This is a genomic window from Sorangium sp. So ce1153 (assembly GCF_051521595.1).
Taxonomy (GTDB): domain Bacteria; phylum Myxococcota_A; class Polyangia; order Polyangiales; family Polyangiaceae; genus Sorangium.
Map to the genome: position 1 here is coordinate 3265428 of NZ_CP150361.1, position 16270 is coordinate 3281697.

The 16270-nt window shown below is 71.4% G+C and carries 11 protein-coding genes; 6 read left to right on the forward strand and 5 right to left on the reverse strand.

Translation table 11 applies throughout. The features are described from left to right. Positions 1–285: 285 nt before the first annotated feature. Complete coding sequence (locus WME85_RS11650; RefSeq protein ID WP_437837669.1) at positions 286–1167, forward strand: NAD-dependent epimerase/dehydratase family protein; 882 nt, start codon at positions 286–288, stop codon at positions 1165–1167. A gap of 47 nt (positions 1168–1214) precedes the next feature. Here the strand turns inward: WME85_RS11650 and WME85_RS11655 are convergent, their stop codons facing one another. Further along, the gene (locus WME85_RS11655; RefSeq protein WP_437837671.1) at positions 1215–1973 is read right to left on the reverse strand and encodes a hypothetical protein; all 759 of its coding nucleotides are present in this window, start codon (positions 1971–1973) and stop codon (positions 1215–1217) included. Between the two features lie 412 nt (positions 1974–2385). Here WME85_RS11655 and WME85_RS11660 point away from each other — a divergent pair, with 412 nt between their 5' ends. Then, positions 2386–4449, forward strand: a complete 2064-nt coding sequence (locus tag WME85_RS11660; RefSeq protein WP_437837673.1) for a CotH kinase family protein — start codon at positions 2386–2388, stop codon at positions 4447–4449. Here WME85_RS11660 and WME85_RS11665 read toward each other — a convergent pair. Beyond that, positions 4441–6168, reverse strand: a complete 1728-nt coding sequence (locus WME85_RS11665) for a hypothetical protein (protein WP_437837675.1) — start codon at positions 6166–6168, stop codon at positions 4441–4443. The two genes, WME85_RS11660 and WME85_RS11665, sit on opposite strands and share 9 nt — an antisense overlap. Before the next feature lie 382 nt (positions 6169–6550). Then, the gene (gene obgE / locus WME85_RS11670; RefSeq protein ID WP_437837677.1) at positions 6551–7573 is read right to left on the reverse strand and encodes a GTPase ObgE; all 1023 of its coding nucleotides are present in this window, start codon (positions 7571–7573) and stop codon (positions 6551–6553) included. Positions 7574–7672: 99 nt separating this feature from the next. Here obgE and WME85_RS11675 point away from each other — a divergent pair, with 99 nt between their 5' ends. Further along, the gene (locus WME85_RS11675) at positions 7673–9187 is read left to right on the forward strand and encodes an ATP-binding protein (RefSeq protein ID WP_437837679.1); all 1515 of its coding nucleotides are present in this window, start codon (positions 7673–7675) and stop codon (positions 9185–9187) included. A 167-nt stretch (positions 9188–9354) separates the two neighbouring features. Here WME85_RS11675 and WME85_RS11680 read toward each other — a convergent pair whose 3' ends face one another. Beyond that, positions 9355–10041 carry a hypothetical protein gene (locus tag WME85_RS11680; protein WP_437309194.1) on the reverse strand — a complete coding sequence of 229 codons (687 nt, stop codon included), beginning with the start codon at positions 10039–10041 and terminating at the stop codon, positions 9355–9357. Between the two features lie 490 nt (positions 10042–10531). Here WME85_RS11680 and WME85_RS11685 point away from each other — a divergent pair, with 490 nt between their 5' ends. From WME85_RS11685 to WME85_RS11695, 3 genes are all read left to right on the forward strand, one after another. Next, positions 10532–11647 (forward strand): diacylglycerol/lipid kinase family protein, encoded by a 1116-nt coding sequence (locus tag WME85_RS11685; RefSeq protein ID WP_437837681.1) that lies wholly within the window; start codon positions 10532–10534, stop codon positions 11645–11647. A 242-nt stretch (positions 11648–11889) separates the two neighbouring features. Then, a complete protein-coding gene (locus tag WME85_RS11690) occupies positions 11890–12669 on the forward strand; it encodes a calcium-binding protein (protein WP_437837682.1) in 780 nt (259 codons plus the stop codon). Between the two features lie 351 nt (positions 12670–13020). Beyond that, a complete protein-coding gene (locus WME85_RS11695; RefSeq protein WP_437837684.1) occupies positions 13021–14838 on the forward strand; it encodes a DUF4215 domain-containing protein in 1818 nt (605 codons plus the stop codon). Between the two features lie 52 nt (positions 14839–14890). Here WME85_RS11695 and WME85_RS11700 read toward each other — a convergent pair whose 3' ends face one another. After that, positions 14891–16204, reverse strand: a complete 1314-nt coding sequence (locus tag WME85_RS11700; RefSeq protein WP_437837686.1) for an inositol-3-phosphate synthase — start codon at positions 16202–16204, stop codon at positions 14891–14893. Between the last annotated feature and the right edge of the window lie 66 nt (positions 16205–16270).

A 16270-nucleotide genomic window follows, 5' to 3' on the forward strand; every position in this document is an offset into this window, starting at 1 on the left:
CATTCCAGGCGTTGAAAGCGCCCGCTCGGGTCCCGAGCCGCCGCTTTCAAGGCTCGAGAGCCTTCACCTCGGACCCGAGCGCCGGGTCTCCATGCGCGGGGCCCGCGCGCGAGGCTGCCCTGGCGAACCATCGACCACGGGGATCCAGCCCCGTTCGTCCTCGTAAGGCTCCCGCGAGCGGTGTCCTTCCGCCGCTCGCGGGCCACCGTACGAGCGGAGCAGCGCGGTCTCCCTCGCTTGCCGCCCTCTGTTGCTGGTGCTTGCTGGTAGAAGAGCGCCAAGACCATGACCGATCGTTCTCCCCCGCTCCTCGTCCTCGGCTGCGGCTTCACCGGCGCGGTGGTCGCCGGCTTGCGGCGGGCGGCCGGCGGCCGCGTTGTCGCGACGACGCGCTCCTCCGAGCGCGCGGCCGAGCTCGCGCAGGCGGGCATCGACGTGCGCGTCCTCCCGGCGCTCACGGCCGAGGCCGTCGCCGAGCTCGGGCCGGAAGGCGCGGACGTGCTCGTCGCCTTCCCGCCCGACGGCGCCACCGACGCCGCGATCGCGCCGTCGCTCCGCCGGGCGCGCGCGATCGCGTACGTCTCGTCGACCGCCGTGTACGGCGACGCGACAGGGCGCATCGACGAGGCGACGCCCACGTCGGCGGCCAACCCCCGCGCCGCGGCGCGCCTCGCGGCCGAGGCCGTGTACCGCGAGCGCGGCGCCGTGGTGCTGCGCGCGGCGGGCATCTACGGCCCTGGCCGCGGCCTGCACCAGCGGCTCTTGCGCGGCGACTTCCGCATGACCGGCGAGGGCGACCAGCAGGGCAGGAACGTGGTCTCGCGCATCCACGTCGAGGACCTCGCGCGCCTCGCGCTCGCCGCCCTGGAGCGCGCCGCCCCCGGGGAGGCCTTCCTCGTCGCGGATGACGCGCCCGTGCCGCAGATCGAGGTCGTCCGCTGGCTGTGCGCGCGGCTCGGCCTGGAGCTGCCGGCGGGCGCGCCGCGGGAAGACCTGCACGAGACGCTCCGCCACGACCGCGCCGTGGACAACGCGACGATCAAGCGCGACCTCGGCATGGCGCTGCTCTACCCGAGCTACCGCGAGGGGTTCGAGGCGTGCCTGGCCGTCGAGGCCGCGGCGCCGGCCCTTGTCGCGGCGCCGCGCGCCGCGCGAGAGCGCGGCTGATCGGCGGGCGCCGCTCGCCGTGCCCTGTTGCCAAAGCGATCGCGGCGTTACTCGGCGTAAACCGCGACCGTCCCGCTGCACGACAGGCTGCCGACGCACCCGGCGCGGACCAGGTAGTAGTCCGAGAGCGCCGCCACGTGCGTCGTCTTCGGCATCTCGGAGCACCCCTGGATCTCGGCGGAGTCCGTGGCCACCTGGACGCCGTTCCGGTCGTAGAGGCGGAGGTACGTCTGGCCCGTCCGGCGCGCCCCGTAGAGCACGCTCGGGCAGGTGCCGAAGGAGATGGTCTCTCCGGCGTTGAAGTAGACGTAGCGATCCGTCGTGTTCGCAGCCGCGTAGCTCGTGTTGCTCGCCGAGTACGCGAAGAGCGACCTGTTGCGCGCGATCGCCACGACCCCGCTGCACGCGGAGTTGCCGTCGCAGCCCGCCCGCACCTGGAAGCTCCAGCCGGTCGGCGGCGCCGTGTAGCGGATCTGCGCCGACATCGAGCCCCCGGGGCCGTCGTTGGCCGCGGCGACTTCCACGGGCGTGCCCGAGTCGAGGCTGAACAGGCGCAGGTAGGTGTCGCCGGAAGCGCTGGCCCCCACGATCCCGGTCGTCCCGATCATCACGGCCCGGTTGGGGCTGAGATTGAAGTTCAAATTGGCGGTGTTCACCGTGGCGTTGCTGGTGGCGTTCGTGTTGAAAGCGAAGAGCGCGAGCGCCTCCTGCGCCTCGCCCAGCTCCTCGTCGACCGGCCAGGCCTCGCCGCAACCAGAAGCCAGGATCGAGAGGGCCACCAGGACTCGTCCAGACGAACCGTTCATCGCATCACCTCCTCATCAGCCTTGCGCGAGCGGATGCTGAGCTCAGACAAAGGCTCGCACGAGATAATTCAATCGATTTACGGACAGGCGAGCCACGCTGTCAATTGCAAATCGAGCGCTTCGAGCCGGGATTTGGCCGTCGCTGCACCGCAGCCGATGAGCTCTTGATCTCCCATCGCGGCCACGACGGATCGGCCTCTGTGATGGCCGGCCATTGGCCGGCCATCACTCATTCCCCATCATGTTCCCCATCATGCGCCAGCGCCGGCTCAGGGAGCGCACGAAAGCGACGCGTCGACACGCTCCCTTCTCCCTTCGCGGACGGCGAGGCCGAAGCACCTGCTGTGTGAAATTCAAGCATCGACGCGCGCGATGGCCGCGACTACCCTCGAGGCTTGTGAAGGAGCATTGCATGAAGCTTGGGTATTGGACTCTGCTTGCGTTGATGGCTGCGGCGGCGGGCGCTGGCTGCGGGGATGACGAGGGCGCCGGCGGCGGTGCTGGGCCGGGAGGCGCGGGTGGCGGCGGCGCCGGAGGGGCCAACGCCGGTGGGGCCAGCGCCGGCGGCGGAGGCAGCGCGGGCGACGGCGGGGCCGGCGGGGCCGGCGGGGAGGCCCCGCCGCCGCCGTGCGAGCCGCCCGACCCCGCGCTGGCCGACCGCGACGCGGACGAGCTGTACGCGGCGGACGAGGTCCCGCGCTTCGACTTCCACCTTCCGGAGGAGCGCTGGGCGGAGCTCAAGAGGAACGCGCGCGACGAGGAGTACGTGGAGGCCGAGGCCTGCTACAAGGGCAAGAGCCTGGGCGTCGTGGGCCTGCGCTTCAAGGGCGGTTACGGCACCCTGCAGATGTGCTTCGACGCGCAGGGGAACCTCACCTGCCCGAAGCTCAGCATGAAGGTGAAGTTCGACGAGTACGTCGACGGGCAGCGCTTCTACGAGCAGAAGCGCCTGAACTTCCACTCGATGACGTGGGATCCGACCCGGCTCCACGAGCGGATCGCCTATGGCCTCTACCGGGAGATGGGCGTGCCGGCCCCGAGGAGCTCCTGGGCGACGCTGCACGTGAACGGCGAGTCGCAGGGGCTCTTCTCGATGGTCGAGGAGGTGGACGGCCCCTTCCTCGAGAGCCGCTTCCCCGAGGGGTCAGACGGTGATCTCTACAAGGAGGCGTGGCCGGCCACCGACGACACAAGCTACTACGCGGAGCGCGTCGAGACGAACGAGGACGAGGCCACGCACGAGCGCTTCGTCGCGTTCGCGACGGACCTCGCCGCTGCCGAGGGCGCGGAGCGCCTCACCGCGCTGTCGCGGTGGGCGGACATCGAGCAGCTGCAGCGCTACATGGCCGTCGACGAGGCGATCGTGAACTGGGACGGCGTCACGACCTTCTACGTCGACGGCGCGGGCTCCGCCAACAACCACAACTTCTACATCTATGATGAGCCCTCGTCGGGCAAGTTCCGCCTCATCCCGTGGGATCTGGACCAGACCCTCGGCCCGAGCACCTACTTCGGCCAGGTGCCGCGCTGGACGGAGACGCCGGCGAGCTGCCCCCGGGATGTCCCGGTGTTCATGGGCGCCGAGCACGTGCGTTTGCCGGGCTGCGACGCGCTGTTCAGCGCCCTGAGCCAGGACACAGCGGGGTACCAGGCCGCGCTGGAGGCGCTGCTCGCGGGGCCGTTCAGCGAGGGGCAGATCGAGGAGCAGGTCGACGCCTATGCGGCCCTGATCCGGACCGCCGTCGAGGAGGACCCGCTCGGGCCCGGGCTCGCCGGCTGGGAGCCGGCGGTCGAGCGCCTCAAGAAAGAAGTGCCGATCCTGCGAGAGCGCCTCGCGCGCTTCGTCAGCAACACGCCGCTCGTGCCGTTCTCGTTCACCGCGACCGGGATCAACGACTTCGAGGCCGCGGACACGCTCGGGCTTTACGTCGGGACGCTGCTCGCCACCAACAACGCGTCCGGCGCCGTGCCGAGCCTGACGCAGGAGGCCCCGCTGAGCGGCGCGCAGAGCCTGCTCCTCAGCTTCGACTTCCGCGACGAGGACTTCGCCTGGGGGCAGTACGTGTACTTCGCGGTGCCCCTCGCCGAGGCCCCTGTCGACGTGACGCCGCTCGAGGGCGTCCGCTTCCGGGCGCGCGCCGACGGGGCGCGCTGGCTGCGCTTCGACGTGGAGAGCCCCGCGCAGAGCGAGGGGCTCTCTGGTATCCGCCACGGCTGGGACGTGCAGCTCAGCGCCGAGCCGAAGCTCGTCGAGCTCAGGTTCGCCGACATCGCGCTTCCCGGCTGGGCCATCGACGATGGACGCGACCCCGGAGACGACGTGAACGACGTGCTCAGGTCGGTCATCGGCCTCTCTCTCGGCCCGCAGATGAACGGTGTCGGCGCGAACGGCTTCCTCGGCCGGGGCGAGGTCGACTCGGGCACCATCGAGATCGACGACGTCGAGCTCTTCGGCCCGACGTCCGGCTCACCGTGAGCGGCGGCGCGCAGGCCGGCGGACCTGGCGGCGGAGGCCGAGGCTGGCGGCGAGGAGCAGGGCGGCGACCCCGCCCGCAGAGGGCGTGTCGGCGCCGAGGCGGCAGCTGCAGCCCGACGACTCGCCGCTCCCGCCGCCGCCAGCGCCAGCGCCGGTGGACGGGGCCCCGCCGGAGCCGGTCGCGCCGGCGCCGCCCGAGCCCGACGTGGCGTCGCCCGCTCCGGACGACGCCACCGCGTCGAGCCCCGCGCCGACCGACGTGGCGGTGGTGGGCGGCGGCGGCTCAGCGACGCACGCGCCGGCCTCGCACCGCTCGCCCACGGGGCACGCCACGCCGTCGCAGACGTCGACGCACGTCCCCTCCCGGCAATACGTGCCAGCCTCGCACGTGACGTCTGCGCACGCGGCCTCGACGCACCGGCCGGTGTCCATGGCGCACCGCTCGTTCGTCGGACACCCGCGGCAGTTGCACTTGAGCACGCACACGCCGCCTTCGCACGCCTGGCCGTCGTTGCACACGACGTCCTGACACGGGTCGATGCAGCGCCCGGCGCGACAGACCTGGTCGTGCGGGCACACGACGCCGTCGCAGGGGGCGCGGCAATCGCCGTCATGGCACACCTCGCCCGTCTCGCACATGACGTCCACGCACGACTGCTCGACGCACAGGCCCTCGTTGCAAATGAACCCCGGCTCGCACGGGAACTCCGCAGATCCGCAGCGGTCCACGCACTGGCCGCGGCTGCACACCTTGTTGTCCGGGCAGGGCGCCTCCTCGTCGATGACATCGTCGCAATCGTTGTCGACGCCGTCGCACTGCTCGGTCTGGCTGCCCGGCAGCACGAACGGCGTGCAGATCACCTGTCCCTGCGCGTCGCAATCGGAGATCCCCACGCGACAGGCGCCGATGTTCTCCTCGACCTCGCACGGCTGGCCGGCCTCGGGACAGGTGATGCCGGAGAAGCGGAACAGGAAGTCCTCGTAGTCGAGGTCATTGCCGTTGACGCCCGCGGCCCCGGCCGCGTTCCGGAAATCGAGATCCTCGAAGCCCAGGTAAAACGTGTTGAGGAGCTCGTTCGACCTGTAGATGAGGTCCGAGTACCAGGGCCCCGGCGTCTCGCACGCCGTGCACTCCACGTTGAACCGGTGCTCGGTGTAATGGTACTGGGTGGCATTGCCGGTGCCGGTGCCGTTCGGGTTCGGGATCAGCACGAAGCCGATCAGGCCGCCTGCGTACGCGGGGTTCTCCCGGACCGATACGGCCGTCAGCTCGCGCATCGCCGCGGGCGGCAGGGAGGACGAGAAGGGAAAGAGGATCTGGATATCGCTGCCCGCCGCCGGCGTGTTGAGGCCGGCTCCGGTGTTCGCCGGGACGTACAGCGGCGGGTCGGCGCTGCTGCGGGTATCATCGACGTTGTACCAGCCGACGGCGAAATTGGCGCCGCCTCCCTTGGCGATGTACTTGCCGCTGAACTCGCAGAGCGGCGAGAACACCTGCGGCTCCACCGCGGCGTCGGCGACGACGTCGATCATCTCGTCGACGTTGTCGTTGTCCGCCGACCCGTTGAGCAGGTCGCTCAGCCGCTCGCGGACCGCCGGGACGGTGGTGCCGTTCGGCTGCACGACGTCGGCGCGCGCCGTCGCGCTCGCGCCGAGCACCGCCAGGAGAGACACACACCACGTCAGAGCAGATGGTTTGCTGAAGGTCAACCAGCGCATCGGGCTTCCTCTCCTGGCAGGACACGTCAATTCGAAGTGAAAAGTGGACGCGAACTTTCCTCGCTTGTCCAGGCGACGCGCGCTCGCTCGACGTCAATGCGGGACCGATGTGGATGGCCAGTCCACGTGAGAGCACCCTGTTGCCTGCCAGCAAGGAACACGTGCGAAGAGGACATCGTGGCATGTGGGAGAGGGTGTGGCGGACGCTGGACTCGCGCGCTGCGCGCGGCCCGCGGCCCGCGGCGTCGCTGGCTCACGGCGCGATACGCGCCTGGAACGGCGTGACACCCTCACGCGCCGGCGCGTCGACACGCGACGAGCGGGCGAGCGCGGCAGTCCGGCAGGCAGTCGAGGAGAGGACGCCGCCCCCCGGCGGAGGCGCTCAGTCCTCGCGCTTGCGCGCGAGCGCCGCGAGCTCATTGATGAGCTCGGGCACCCCTTCGCCCGTCGCGGCGCTGACGAGGTGGAGCTTCACCTTCGCCTTCGCGAACCGCGCCTTGAGCTTCGGGTAGGCCTCGCGGACCTCGGTCAGGTCGGCCTTGGTCAGGGCGACGATCTCGGGGCGCTCGGCGATCGCCGGGCTGAACTTCTTGAGCTCCTTGCGGAGCGCCCGGTAGTCGGCGAGCGGCTCGCGGTCCTCGCCCGGATCGATCGTCACGAGGTGAAGGAGCGCCCGCGTCCGCTCCACGTGCTTCAGGAACTGGATGCCGAGCCCGACCCCCTCGCTCGCGCCGGGGATCAGCCCCGGGATGTCCGCGATGACGAAGCTCGACCCGCCCGCCCGGCCTCCGCCCCCGATCTCGACCATGCCGAGGATCGGGGTGAGCGTCGTGAACGGGTAGTCGCCGATCTTCGGCCGGGCCGCGGAGACGGCGGCGACGAACGTGCTCTTGCCGGCGTTGGGGAAGCCGAGCAGGCCGACGTCGGCGAGGATCTTCAGCTCGAGCCGGAGCTCGCGGGCCTCCCCCGGCTCGCCCGGCTCCGCGCGCCGGGGCGCCCGGTCGTGCGGCGACTTGAAGTGCAGGTTGCCGCGGCCCCCCTTGCCGCCGCTGGCGACCACGACCCGCTGGCCGTGCGCGGTCACGTCGGCGATCATCTCGCCGCTCTCCGCATCGAAGATCTGCGTGCCCACGGGGATCTTCTCGACGCGGTCGGCGCCGGCGCGCCCGTGGCAGTCGCTCCCCATCCCGTGCTCGCCCCGGTCGGCCTCGAGCGTGCGCGCGTACGTGAAGTCGAGTAGCGTGGACAGGCCTTCGTCGCCCACGAAGACGACGTCCCCGCCGCGGCCGCCGTCGCCGCCCGCTGGGCCGCCGAACGGGATGTACTTCTCGCGCCGGAATGCGATCGCTCCATTGCCGCCATCCCCCGCGATGACCTTGAGACGGCACCGATCGACAAATCGCATGGTGGCGGCTCATAGCATAAAACTCAGGAAACACCTCAAAGCGGAAGGCGGTCCCGCGCTTCGGGTCGCCCGCCGGACCGCTCGACCGGGAGATCTCAGGTGCGCGCTCGAATCCTGATCGTGGACGACAACACGAGCCTGGCCGGAAATCTGCGCGAGGTCCTCGAGGGGGCGCGCGAGCTCGACGTGGAGGTCGCCCTCGCGCAGAACGGCAAGCAGGGGCTCGTTGCCGCCCGCCGCGACGGCTTCGACGTCGCGGTCGTCGACGTCAAGCTCCCGGACGCGAGCGGCCTCGAGCTGATCGCCCCCCTCCGCGCCGCCGCCCCCCACGGCGAGATCGTCCTCGTGACCGGCTTCGCGACGGTCGACACGGCGATGGCCGCGCTCCGCGCCGGCGCCTTCGCCTTCATCCTCAAGTCGTTCCGCCCCGAGGAGCTCATCTCCACGGTGGCCCAGGCGATCGAGAAGATCTCGCTGAAGCGGGAGCGGGAGGAGCTCGAGCGGCGGTACCGGGCGATCGTCGACGCGGCCGACGTGCTCATCCTGGGCCTGAACGCCGACGGCAGCGTCGCCCTCTTCAACCCCCGCCTCTCGGCGCTGACCGGCGTGGCCGGCGACCCTGCGATCGGCATGCCGTTCTGCGAGACGCTCGTCGACGAGCCCGACCAGCGCCGGTTCAACCAGTCGTTCGTCGGCGTGGTCGAGGGCGACGCCGCGGCCGAGGTCGAGGTCGGCGTCCGCGACGCGGTGGGCGCGGTCCGCCGGGTGCGCTGGCACCTGTCCGGCGTCCGCAGCGGCGGGCGCGGCGGCAGGACCGATCTCGTGTACGGCATCGGCATCGACGTGACCGAGCGGCGCGCCCTCGAGCGCCGCGCCGCCGACGCCGAGGCCCTGAACGCCATGGCCCCGCTCGCCCTCGGGCTCGCCCACGAGATCAGGAACCCCCTGAACGCCGCGGTCCTGGAGCTGCACCTGCTCAGCCGCGGCATCGATCGCCTCTCCGACGAGGCGATCCGCGAGCCCATGAAGCGGCGCGTCGGCATCGTCGAGGCGGAGATCGCCCGCCTGGGCCGGCTCCTCGGCGAGTTCCTGGAGCTCGCCCGCCCGCGCGCACCTCACCGCGAGCCTGTCGACCTGGCCCGCGTCGTCCGCGACGTGCTCGATCTCGAGGAGGAGGCGCTCGCGAGCCACAGCGTCGAGGTCGTCCGCGACCTCTCGGACGACTGCTTCGCGCTCGGCGACGTAGAGAAGCTCAAGCAGGTGGTCCTGAACCTCGTCGTGAACGCCCTGGACGTAATGCCCGAAGGTGGAACGTTGCGGGCGTGTGCGTCGGGGGATGCGAGCGAGGTGTGGCTCTCGATCGGGGACACGGGTCCGGGGATTGCGCCGACGATCCTGGCCGAGATCTTCGACCCGTTCTTCACCACGAAGGCGGCTGGAACCGGGCTTGGCCTGGCGATTGTGCGGAAGATCGTCGATCAGCACGCCGGTCGCGTGGACGTCGACACGCATGCGGAGAAGGGGACGACGGTCCGCGTGCGTCTCCCCCGCTTCACCCCCGAGGTCGTCCCGCGCTCCCCGACCTCGTCACCGCCGCGCGGCGCCGGGATCTGACGGCCGATCTGCAAGTACCCGTCGACCGCCCAGCGGCGCCCGAGCGGCGTGCACCCGCACAGGAGACGGGCCCAGATCGGCGTTTTCGGCGCGCAGGCGTACTCCAGTACGCCGAGCACCGAAAACGTCGAGGTGGGCCCGTATCCGAAGCGGGTGCGCGCCGCTCGTCAGCCGACGATCCGCATCGGGGGCTTCAGCGGCAGCGGGGGCTTGGAGCCGGGGGCCGACGGGATCGCCGAGGGGGCCGGCTTCGGCGCGGCGTCGCCCTCGAGGGCGGCGAGCGCCACGAAGAGCCGGTCCATGCCGTAATCGAGGGCCACCTCACGCTGGAAGACGTGGGCGACCTTGATGAGGCGCAGCGAGGTCTGCTTGCCCAGGTCGATCTCGCGCTCGAGGAACGCCTCGAACGAGCCGTACCCCTTCGCCTGATACAGCTCCTGCTGCTGGATCTCGGCGAGCACCACCCCGATATCGAAGAACCCCTTGTCGAGGCGCTTGCGCAGGGTGCGGATCTTCTGGGTCTGGTTGTGGAGCTCGGCGATCTTCGCCTTGATCTCCTCGGCGCCGCTCGGCACGCGGATCGTCGCCCGAGCGCTGCCGGGGGGCGCCGGCTCGGCGGCCCGAGCCCGGGCCTCGGCAGCGTGCTTCGCGGCGTGCCGGGCAGCCCAGGGCGCAGCGCCACGGAGGCCGAGCTTACGCTTGGAAGCGCTCGACGACGATTTCGAGTCTTCCTTGATTACCGGATTCACGGGTTTCGCAAGCTGAGCTTCTGCGCCCCCCTTGGCGCTCGAAGAGGACTTCTTCTTCGTGCCCGTCGCCTTCTCGGAGCTGCCCTGCTTTGTGATCTTCGGCATGTCGCTGCGTCCCCCGCTGGGTACGAGATCGTCGCGGCCCTTCGCCACAAGCGCGCGCCGCCCGCGCGGGGGAAAGACCCGCACGGCTGTCAAGCCCAATTGGCTCGACAGGTCGTCGCCTTACCAAAAAATCGGCCACCCCGTCCACTAAGTTTCGGGGAGGCTCCTCGCTTTCCCGATGCCAGCATGACTCAAGATCGGCCCGAGAGCCAAAACCAGCGAGCATCGCACGCCAAGGGGTCTCTCGAGAAGCGCGTCATCTGGCAGTCGGTGCGCTGGTCACGTTTGACCACAGCCTGGGCGCGGAGCCGGGGGCAGACGGCCCGACGCCACGGTCCCGCGCCGCCCCCGGGCCCGCGTGCGGCTGGCTCGCGCGCCTCGCGCGCATCTCATCAACTCCCCCTGCTCTCTGCTCTGCCCCGCGTGCTCCAGGCGCCCGGGTGGCCCGCGCGCTCCAAGCGCGGGGGTGGGTCGTGGTAGATCGCGGTGCATGACCTCTCCGACCGACGGCCGCGGCCTCGATGATCATCCCCAGGCCGCCGCCGCTGATGCGCCGCGTCGTGCGAGCGAGATCCCGCGAGGGCTGGCGAGCAGCCGGATTGCCGTGGTGGTGAACGGCAACGCCAAGAGCGTGACGGCCGAGGTGATCGAGACGCTCGATCAGATCCTTGACACGGGGGACCTGTTCGTCTCGCGACGGGTGGAGGAGAGCGAGGGCATCGCGCGGATCCTGGTCGACCGGGGCTACGGCACGATCCTCACCGGCGGGGGCGACGGGACGTTCACGGTCGTGGTGACGGCGGTGGTGAACGAGGCGAAGCGGCGCGGGCTGCCGCTGCCGCGGTTCGGGCTGCTGCGCCTCGGGACGGGCAACTCGCTGGCGTGGGTGCTCGGCGCGTCCGGGGGCGCCGGCGCGAAGCCCGGGCTCGCGGTGGACCTCCAGCGGCTGCGCGCCGAGGCGGGCAGCCGGAACCTGCGGCTCGTCGAGGCCGAGGACATCCTGTCTCCGTTCTGCGGCTTCGGGATCGATGCGGTGATGCTCCGCGACTACAACGCGGTGAAGGCGGCGCTCGGGCGGGGCCCGCTGAAGCGGCTCGCGCCGGGGCCGGTGGCGTACGCCGTCGCCGCGACGACGCGGACCATCCCGAGCTACCTGGTGCGGCGCACGCCGCACTGCCGCATCATCAACGAGGGCAACGACGCGATCCGCGTCGGCGAGAAGGGGACGATCTTCGGGGCGCCCATCAAGAAGGGCGGCGTCATTTACGAGGGACCGGCGAAGATCGCGGCGCTGTCGACGATCCCGTATTACGGCTTCGGCTTCCGGATGTTCCCCTACGCGGACGACCGCCAGGACCGGATGCAGCTCCGCGTGTCGATGATCTCGCCGCTCACGTTCGTGCGGAACTTTTCGAGCATCTGGAACGGGGAGTTCGACGATCTGGAGACGGTATTCGACTACTTCGTCGACGAGGTCACGATCGAGATGGACCCGGCGACGAGCTTCCAGATCGGCGGCGACGTCCGCGGGGAGCGCTCGCGCGTCCGGGTGCGGCTGACCGAGCCGATACGGATCGTGGACTTCTACGCGCCGCCGCGGGGGTAGGACGACCTGCTGGCGCCCTGAGCCGGCCTCCCGCGCCAGCTGGCTCACCCCGCCGAAGTGCCGTGATCGAGGCGCGACCATTCTGGCACAATTCACTGTCTCGATCCGGCACATTCTGGCGAATCAGGGAGCGGAGGGCTCCTGGCGCCCTCGGATTGTCGAGAAAAGCGGCGCGTGGCACAGGCGGAGAGGAGCTGGCGCGCGCCTTGCTCCAGAGCTGTGCCATGAACAAGCATTCTTCGATGATCCGTTCTGGTGCCGTGAGCTCTCTCTCCCTGTCGCTCCTCCTCGCGGCGGCGTCGCTCGGTGTCGGGTGCGTCAGCGAGGTGACCTCCGCCGATGGCGAGGGGAGCGACGAGAGCGCGCTCGAAGGCGAGGAGGCGTGTGAGATCGGCGAGTCCCGGAGCTGCACCAGCAACGGGACGGAGGGCTTCGAGCAGTGCGAGGACATCGACGGGGTGGCGACCTGGACCGGGTGCCAGGAGAACGGCAGCGCCGCCAGCACGCCGCTCGTGCTCTCGTTCGAGCAGCGGCCGGTCGAGTACGTGACCGCGATGAGCGGCGCGTTCGATCTGAGCGGGCTCGGGGCCACGATCGCCACCGACTGGCCGTCCGCGGCGACGCCGTGGCTCGCGCTCGATCGGGACGGCAACGGGGCGATCGACGGCGGCGAGGAGCTGTTCGGCTCGGCGACGGTGCTCTCGAGCGGCGCCCGCGCGGACAACGGGTTCACCGCGCTCCGCGAGCTCGACACCGACGGCGACGGCCGGATCACGGCGCGGGACGAGGCGTGGTCGAGGCTCGTGCTCTGGAGCGACCGCGACGCGAACCGCGCGTCGAGCGCCGGCGAGCTCGAGCCGCTCGCGTCGCGCGGGCTCGTCGCGATCGAGCTCTCGTACGGGCGCGAGCGGCGCTGCGACGGGCGCGGTAACTGCGAGGTCGAGCGCGCCGCGTTCACGTTCGCGGAGGGCACCTCGACGCGGACGGGCGCGGTCGTCGACGTCCACCTGCGCTGGCAGTGACGCCGCCGCCAGGGGGCGATACCGCGCAATTCGGCGTCCACCTGCCTCGTGGAGGTGGCGCGCTGTCGTCGCGACAGGACGCGGCGCGCGCTCTCTCCGAGCTCGACGTGGCGCTGCCATCCCGGATTCCGATCGACCCGGCCGCGCCGGCGCCCTCCGCGGGCGCGGGCGCTCATCGTCACCGTGCCCGGCGCCGCGCGAGGCCCCGACGGAACTCGGAAACGGCGCTCGTGGGGGGTTCACACGAGACGCCATTGCACCGAGTATGGCGCCGCGCGGCTGGGCAGCCATTCCGCGTCCTCGGCAATCGAGTCCCCCTTTTCCCTGGAGCGACGGATGAATCGACGATGGATGACATGCCTTCTCATGCTGGGGCTGACAGCGAGCGCCGCGGCGTGCGGAGACGATGACGGCGCCGCGAGCACGAGCACAGGAAGCGGCGGCGCCGGCGGCGATGGCGGCGATGGCGGCGCTGGCGCGACCGGGGGCGGGGGAGGGCAGGGCGGCGATGGCGGCGCTGGCGCGACCGGGGGCGGGGGAGGGCAGGGCGGCGATGGCGGCGCTGGCGCGACCGGGGGCGGGGGCGAGGGCGGTGCTGGCGGCGCCGGCGGCGCAGGCGGCACGGGAGGTGCGGGCGGCGCAGGTGGCGCAGGTGGCGCCGGCGGCGCGGGTGGCGCCGGCGGCACGGGAGGCTCAGGCGGCACGGGAGGCTCGGGCGGTGCCGGTGGCGCAGGCGGTGCCGGTGGCGCAGGCGGCGCCGCTGGCGTTGGCGGCGCCGGCGGCACGGGCGGCGCAGCTGGCGTTGGCGGCGCCGGTGGCTCGGGCGGCCTCGATGCTTCAGGAGGCGCGGGCGGCGCAGGGGGCGCAGCTGGCACGGGCGGCGCCGGGGGCGCTGGCGGAAGTACCGACCTGCCCGACGGCGCGGCCTGCACCGAGGACGCCGAGTGCGCAGGAAACTTCTGCAACCGGGAAACCTTCGACGGATGGCCCGGCGGTTATTGCATCAGCTCGTGCGAGCACACCGGCGGCACCTGCCCCGGCGACGGTGTCTGCATCGATTCCGGCGGCAACGGGCACCTCTGCTACGGGGCGTGCGAAACGGCGAGCGACTGCCGCCCCGGCTACGCGTGCCTCCCGGCCGAGGACGGGACGCTGAGCTGCCGGCCCGCGTGCACCGAGGACGCGCAGTGCCCGGCGCTCGGCAAGTGCGACGTGAGCACCGGCCAGTGCAGGATCTACGAGGCGACCTGCGACGACGTCGAGGACAACGACGGCGACGCGGCCGTCGACTGCCGCGACGACGATTGCGAGGAGGCCTGCGTCGCGCTCGCGACGGCGGCCTGCGCGGCCGCGCTGCCCCTGCTGCCGGAGGTCTCGGGCGACACCTCGCTCGGCACGAACGCGTTCGAGGGCGACTGCCTGGACGTGGGCACGGGCGAAGGCCGCGAGGAAGTGTACCGGTTCACGCCGCCCGAGGGGCAGTCGGGCACGCTCTCGGTCGTGCTCGAGTCGGACACCGACCACGCGATCTACGCGCGCTCCGTGTGCGCGGACCCCGACCCCGACCTCGAGCTCGCCTGCGCCGACCTCGGCGAACGCTGGATCCCGGAGTTGCTCGAGGTGCCCCTGAGCGTCGGCGAGTCGGTGAGCCTCGTCATCGACGCGTTCGTGCCGGGCGACGAGGGGCCGTACACCCTGCGCTCCACGTTCACGCAAGCGGTCTGCGGCGACGGCGTCCTCACTCGACCCGAGCAGTGCAACCACGTCGAGGAGACCAACGGCTGCGCCAGCGATTGCTCCGTGGTCTGCGAGGGCGCGAGGGAGGCGGTCCTCGGCGTGAACGAGGGTGACACGCAGACCGGCACCACCTCGTTCTCGGGCGGCTGCCTCCTTCCGAACACGCGCGAGGACGTGTACCGGTTCACGCCGCCCGCCGACGGCACGCTCACGCTGGTGCTGTCGTCCGACACCGACCAGGCCATCGTCGTGCGCTCGAGCTGCCTGGACGCGGCCTCCGAGCTCGCGTGCGAGGATCGCCACTCCGGCGGCGCCGACGAGGTGCTCGAGCTCGAGGTCACCGCCGGCGTTCCCCTGTTCATCTTCATCGACGGCTTCCGGAGCCTGAACGACGCCGGGCCGTACACGCTCGACGTGTCGTTCGAGCCCTGAGCGCCAGCGCCTTCGCCGGCGTCCCACCCCGGCCAGCGCTGCCTCCTCGCGATCAGTCGTAGTACTCGTTGCCCAGGTGGGTGATGAGCTCCTCCCCCATGAGCCAGCGCATGGTGTTCTTGAGCTTCATCGACTGGATGAAGAGGTCGTGCTCGGGGTACAGGTCCGGCGCCGTCATCGGGCTCTTCCAGTAGAAGCTCAGCCACTCCTGCGTGCCGCGCAGCCCGGCGCGCTGCGCGAGGTCCAGCAAGAGCGCCAGGTCGAGCACGATGGGCGCGGCGAGGATCGAGTCGCGGCAGAGGAAGTTGACCTTCATCTGCATCGGGTAGCCGAGCCAGCCGACCAGATCGATGTTGTCCCACCCCTCCTTGGCGTCGCCCCGAGGGGGGTAATACTCGATCCGCACCTTGTGGAAGAGATTGCCATAGAGCTCGCCGTGGGCGTGCGGCTGGAGGATGTGCTCGAGCACGCCGAGCTTGGAGACCTCCTTGGACCGGAACGACTCCGGGTCGTCGAGCACCTCGCCGTCGCGGTTGCCGAGGATGTTCGTCGAGAACCACCCGGCGACGCCGAGCATCCTCGCCTTGAGCCCGGGGGCGATCACCGTCTTCATCAGGGTCTGGCCGGTCTTGAAGTCCTTGCCGGCGATGGGCACCTCCTGCTTGCGCGCGAGCTCCCACGCGGCAGGGAAATCGACGGTCAGGTTCGGGGCGCCGTTCGCGAACGGGATGCGCTCCTTCAGGCAGGCCCAGGCGTAGATCTGGGAGCTCGAGATCGCCGGGTGGTCCTCGGCGAGCCCCGCCTCGAAGCGCGCGACCGAGGCGTGGACCTCCGTGGGCGCGATGTACACCTCGGTCGAGCCGCACCAGACGGCGACGGCGCGGGCCGCGCCGCTGTCGCGGAGGAAGGCGCGGAGATCCTCCCGGACCTGCTCGACCATGTCCGCCTTGCTCGCGCCCCTCTTCACGTGGTTGCCGTGGAGGCGCCGCACGTACTGCGGGTAGAACACCCCGGTCATCGGCCGGATGCGCTCGAGCTCCTCGCGGACGGCATCGAGGTGACGGCGCTCGAGCACGTCCGCGTGCCGCGCCGACTCGTAGGCGTTGTCAGGGAAGATGTCCCACGCGCCGAACACGAGCTGATCGAGCGCCGCGAGCGGCAGGAAATCCTTGATCCTGGGCGCGCGGCCCTCGGTCCGCCGGCCGAGCCGGATCGTGCCGAGCTGCGTGAGCGACCCGATCGGCGCGGCGAGCCCGCGCCGCGCGAGCAGGGTGCCCGCGATGGTCGTCGTCGAGACGGCGCCCAGCCCCGGCAGCAGGATCCCGAGCTTGCCCTCCGCCTTCTTGATCTCTTTCGGCTGCTTCACGTGACGTTGTTCCCCCCGGCCGTGGTCGTGGGCGCTCGTCGGGCAAGGGCGGGGCATCCGCCGGTG

Bases quoted from the DNA above. Each gene is read 5' to 3' on its own strand.
- WME85_RS11650 (WP_437837669.1), top strand. From the start codon at position 286: ATGACCGATCGTTCTCCCCCGCTCCTCGTCCTCGGCTGCGGCTTCACC.
- WME85_RS11655 (WP_437837671.1), bottom strand. From the start codon at position 1,973: ATGAACGGTTCGTCTGGACGAGTCCTGGTGGCCCTCTCGATCCTGGCT.
- WME85_RS11660 (WP_437837673.1), top strand. From the start codon at position 2,386: ATGAAGCTTGGGTATTGGACTCTGCTTGCGTTGATGGCTGCGGCGGCG.
- WME85_RS11665 (WP_437837675.1), bottom strand. From the start codon at position 6,168: ATGCGCTGGTTGACCTTCAGCAAACCATCTGCTCTGACGTGGTGTGTG.
- obgE (WP_437837677.1), bottom strand. From the start codon at position 7,573: ATGCGATTTGTCGATCGGTGCCGTCTCAAGGTCATCGCGGGGGATGGC.
- WME85_RS11680 (WP_437309194.1), bottom strand. From the start codon at position 10,041: ATGCCGAAGATCACAAAGCAGGGCAGCTCCGAGAAGGCGACGGGCACG.
- WME85_RS11685 (WP_437837681.1), top strand. From the start codon at position 10,532: ATGACCTCTCCGACCGACGGCCGCGGCCTCGATGATCATCCCCAGGCC.
- WME85_RS11690 (WP_437837682.1), top strand. From the start codon at position 11,890: ATGATCCGTTCTGGTGCCGTGAGCTCTCTCTCCCTGTCGCTCCTCCTC.
- WME85_RS11695 (WP_437837684.1), top strand. From the start codon at position 13,021: ATGACATGCCTTCTCATGCTGGGGCTGACAGCGAGCGCCGCGGCGTGC.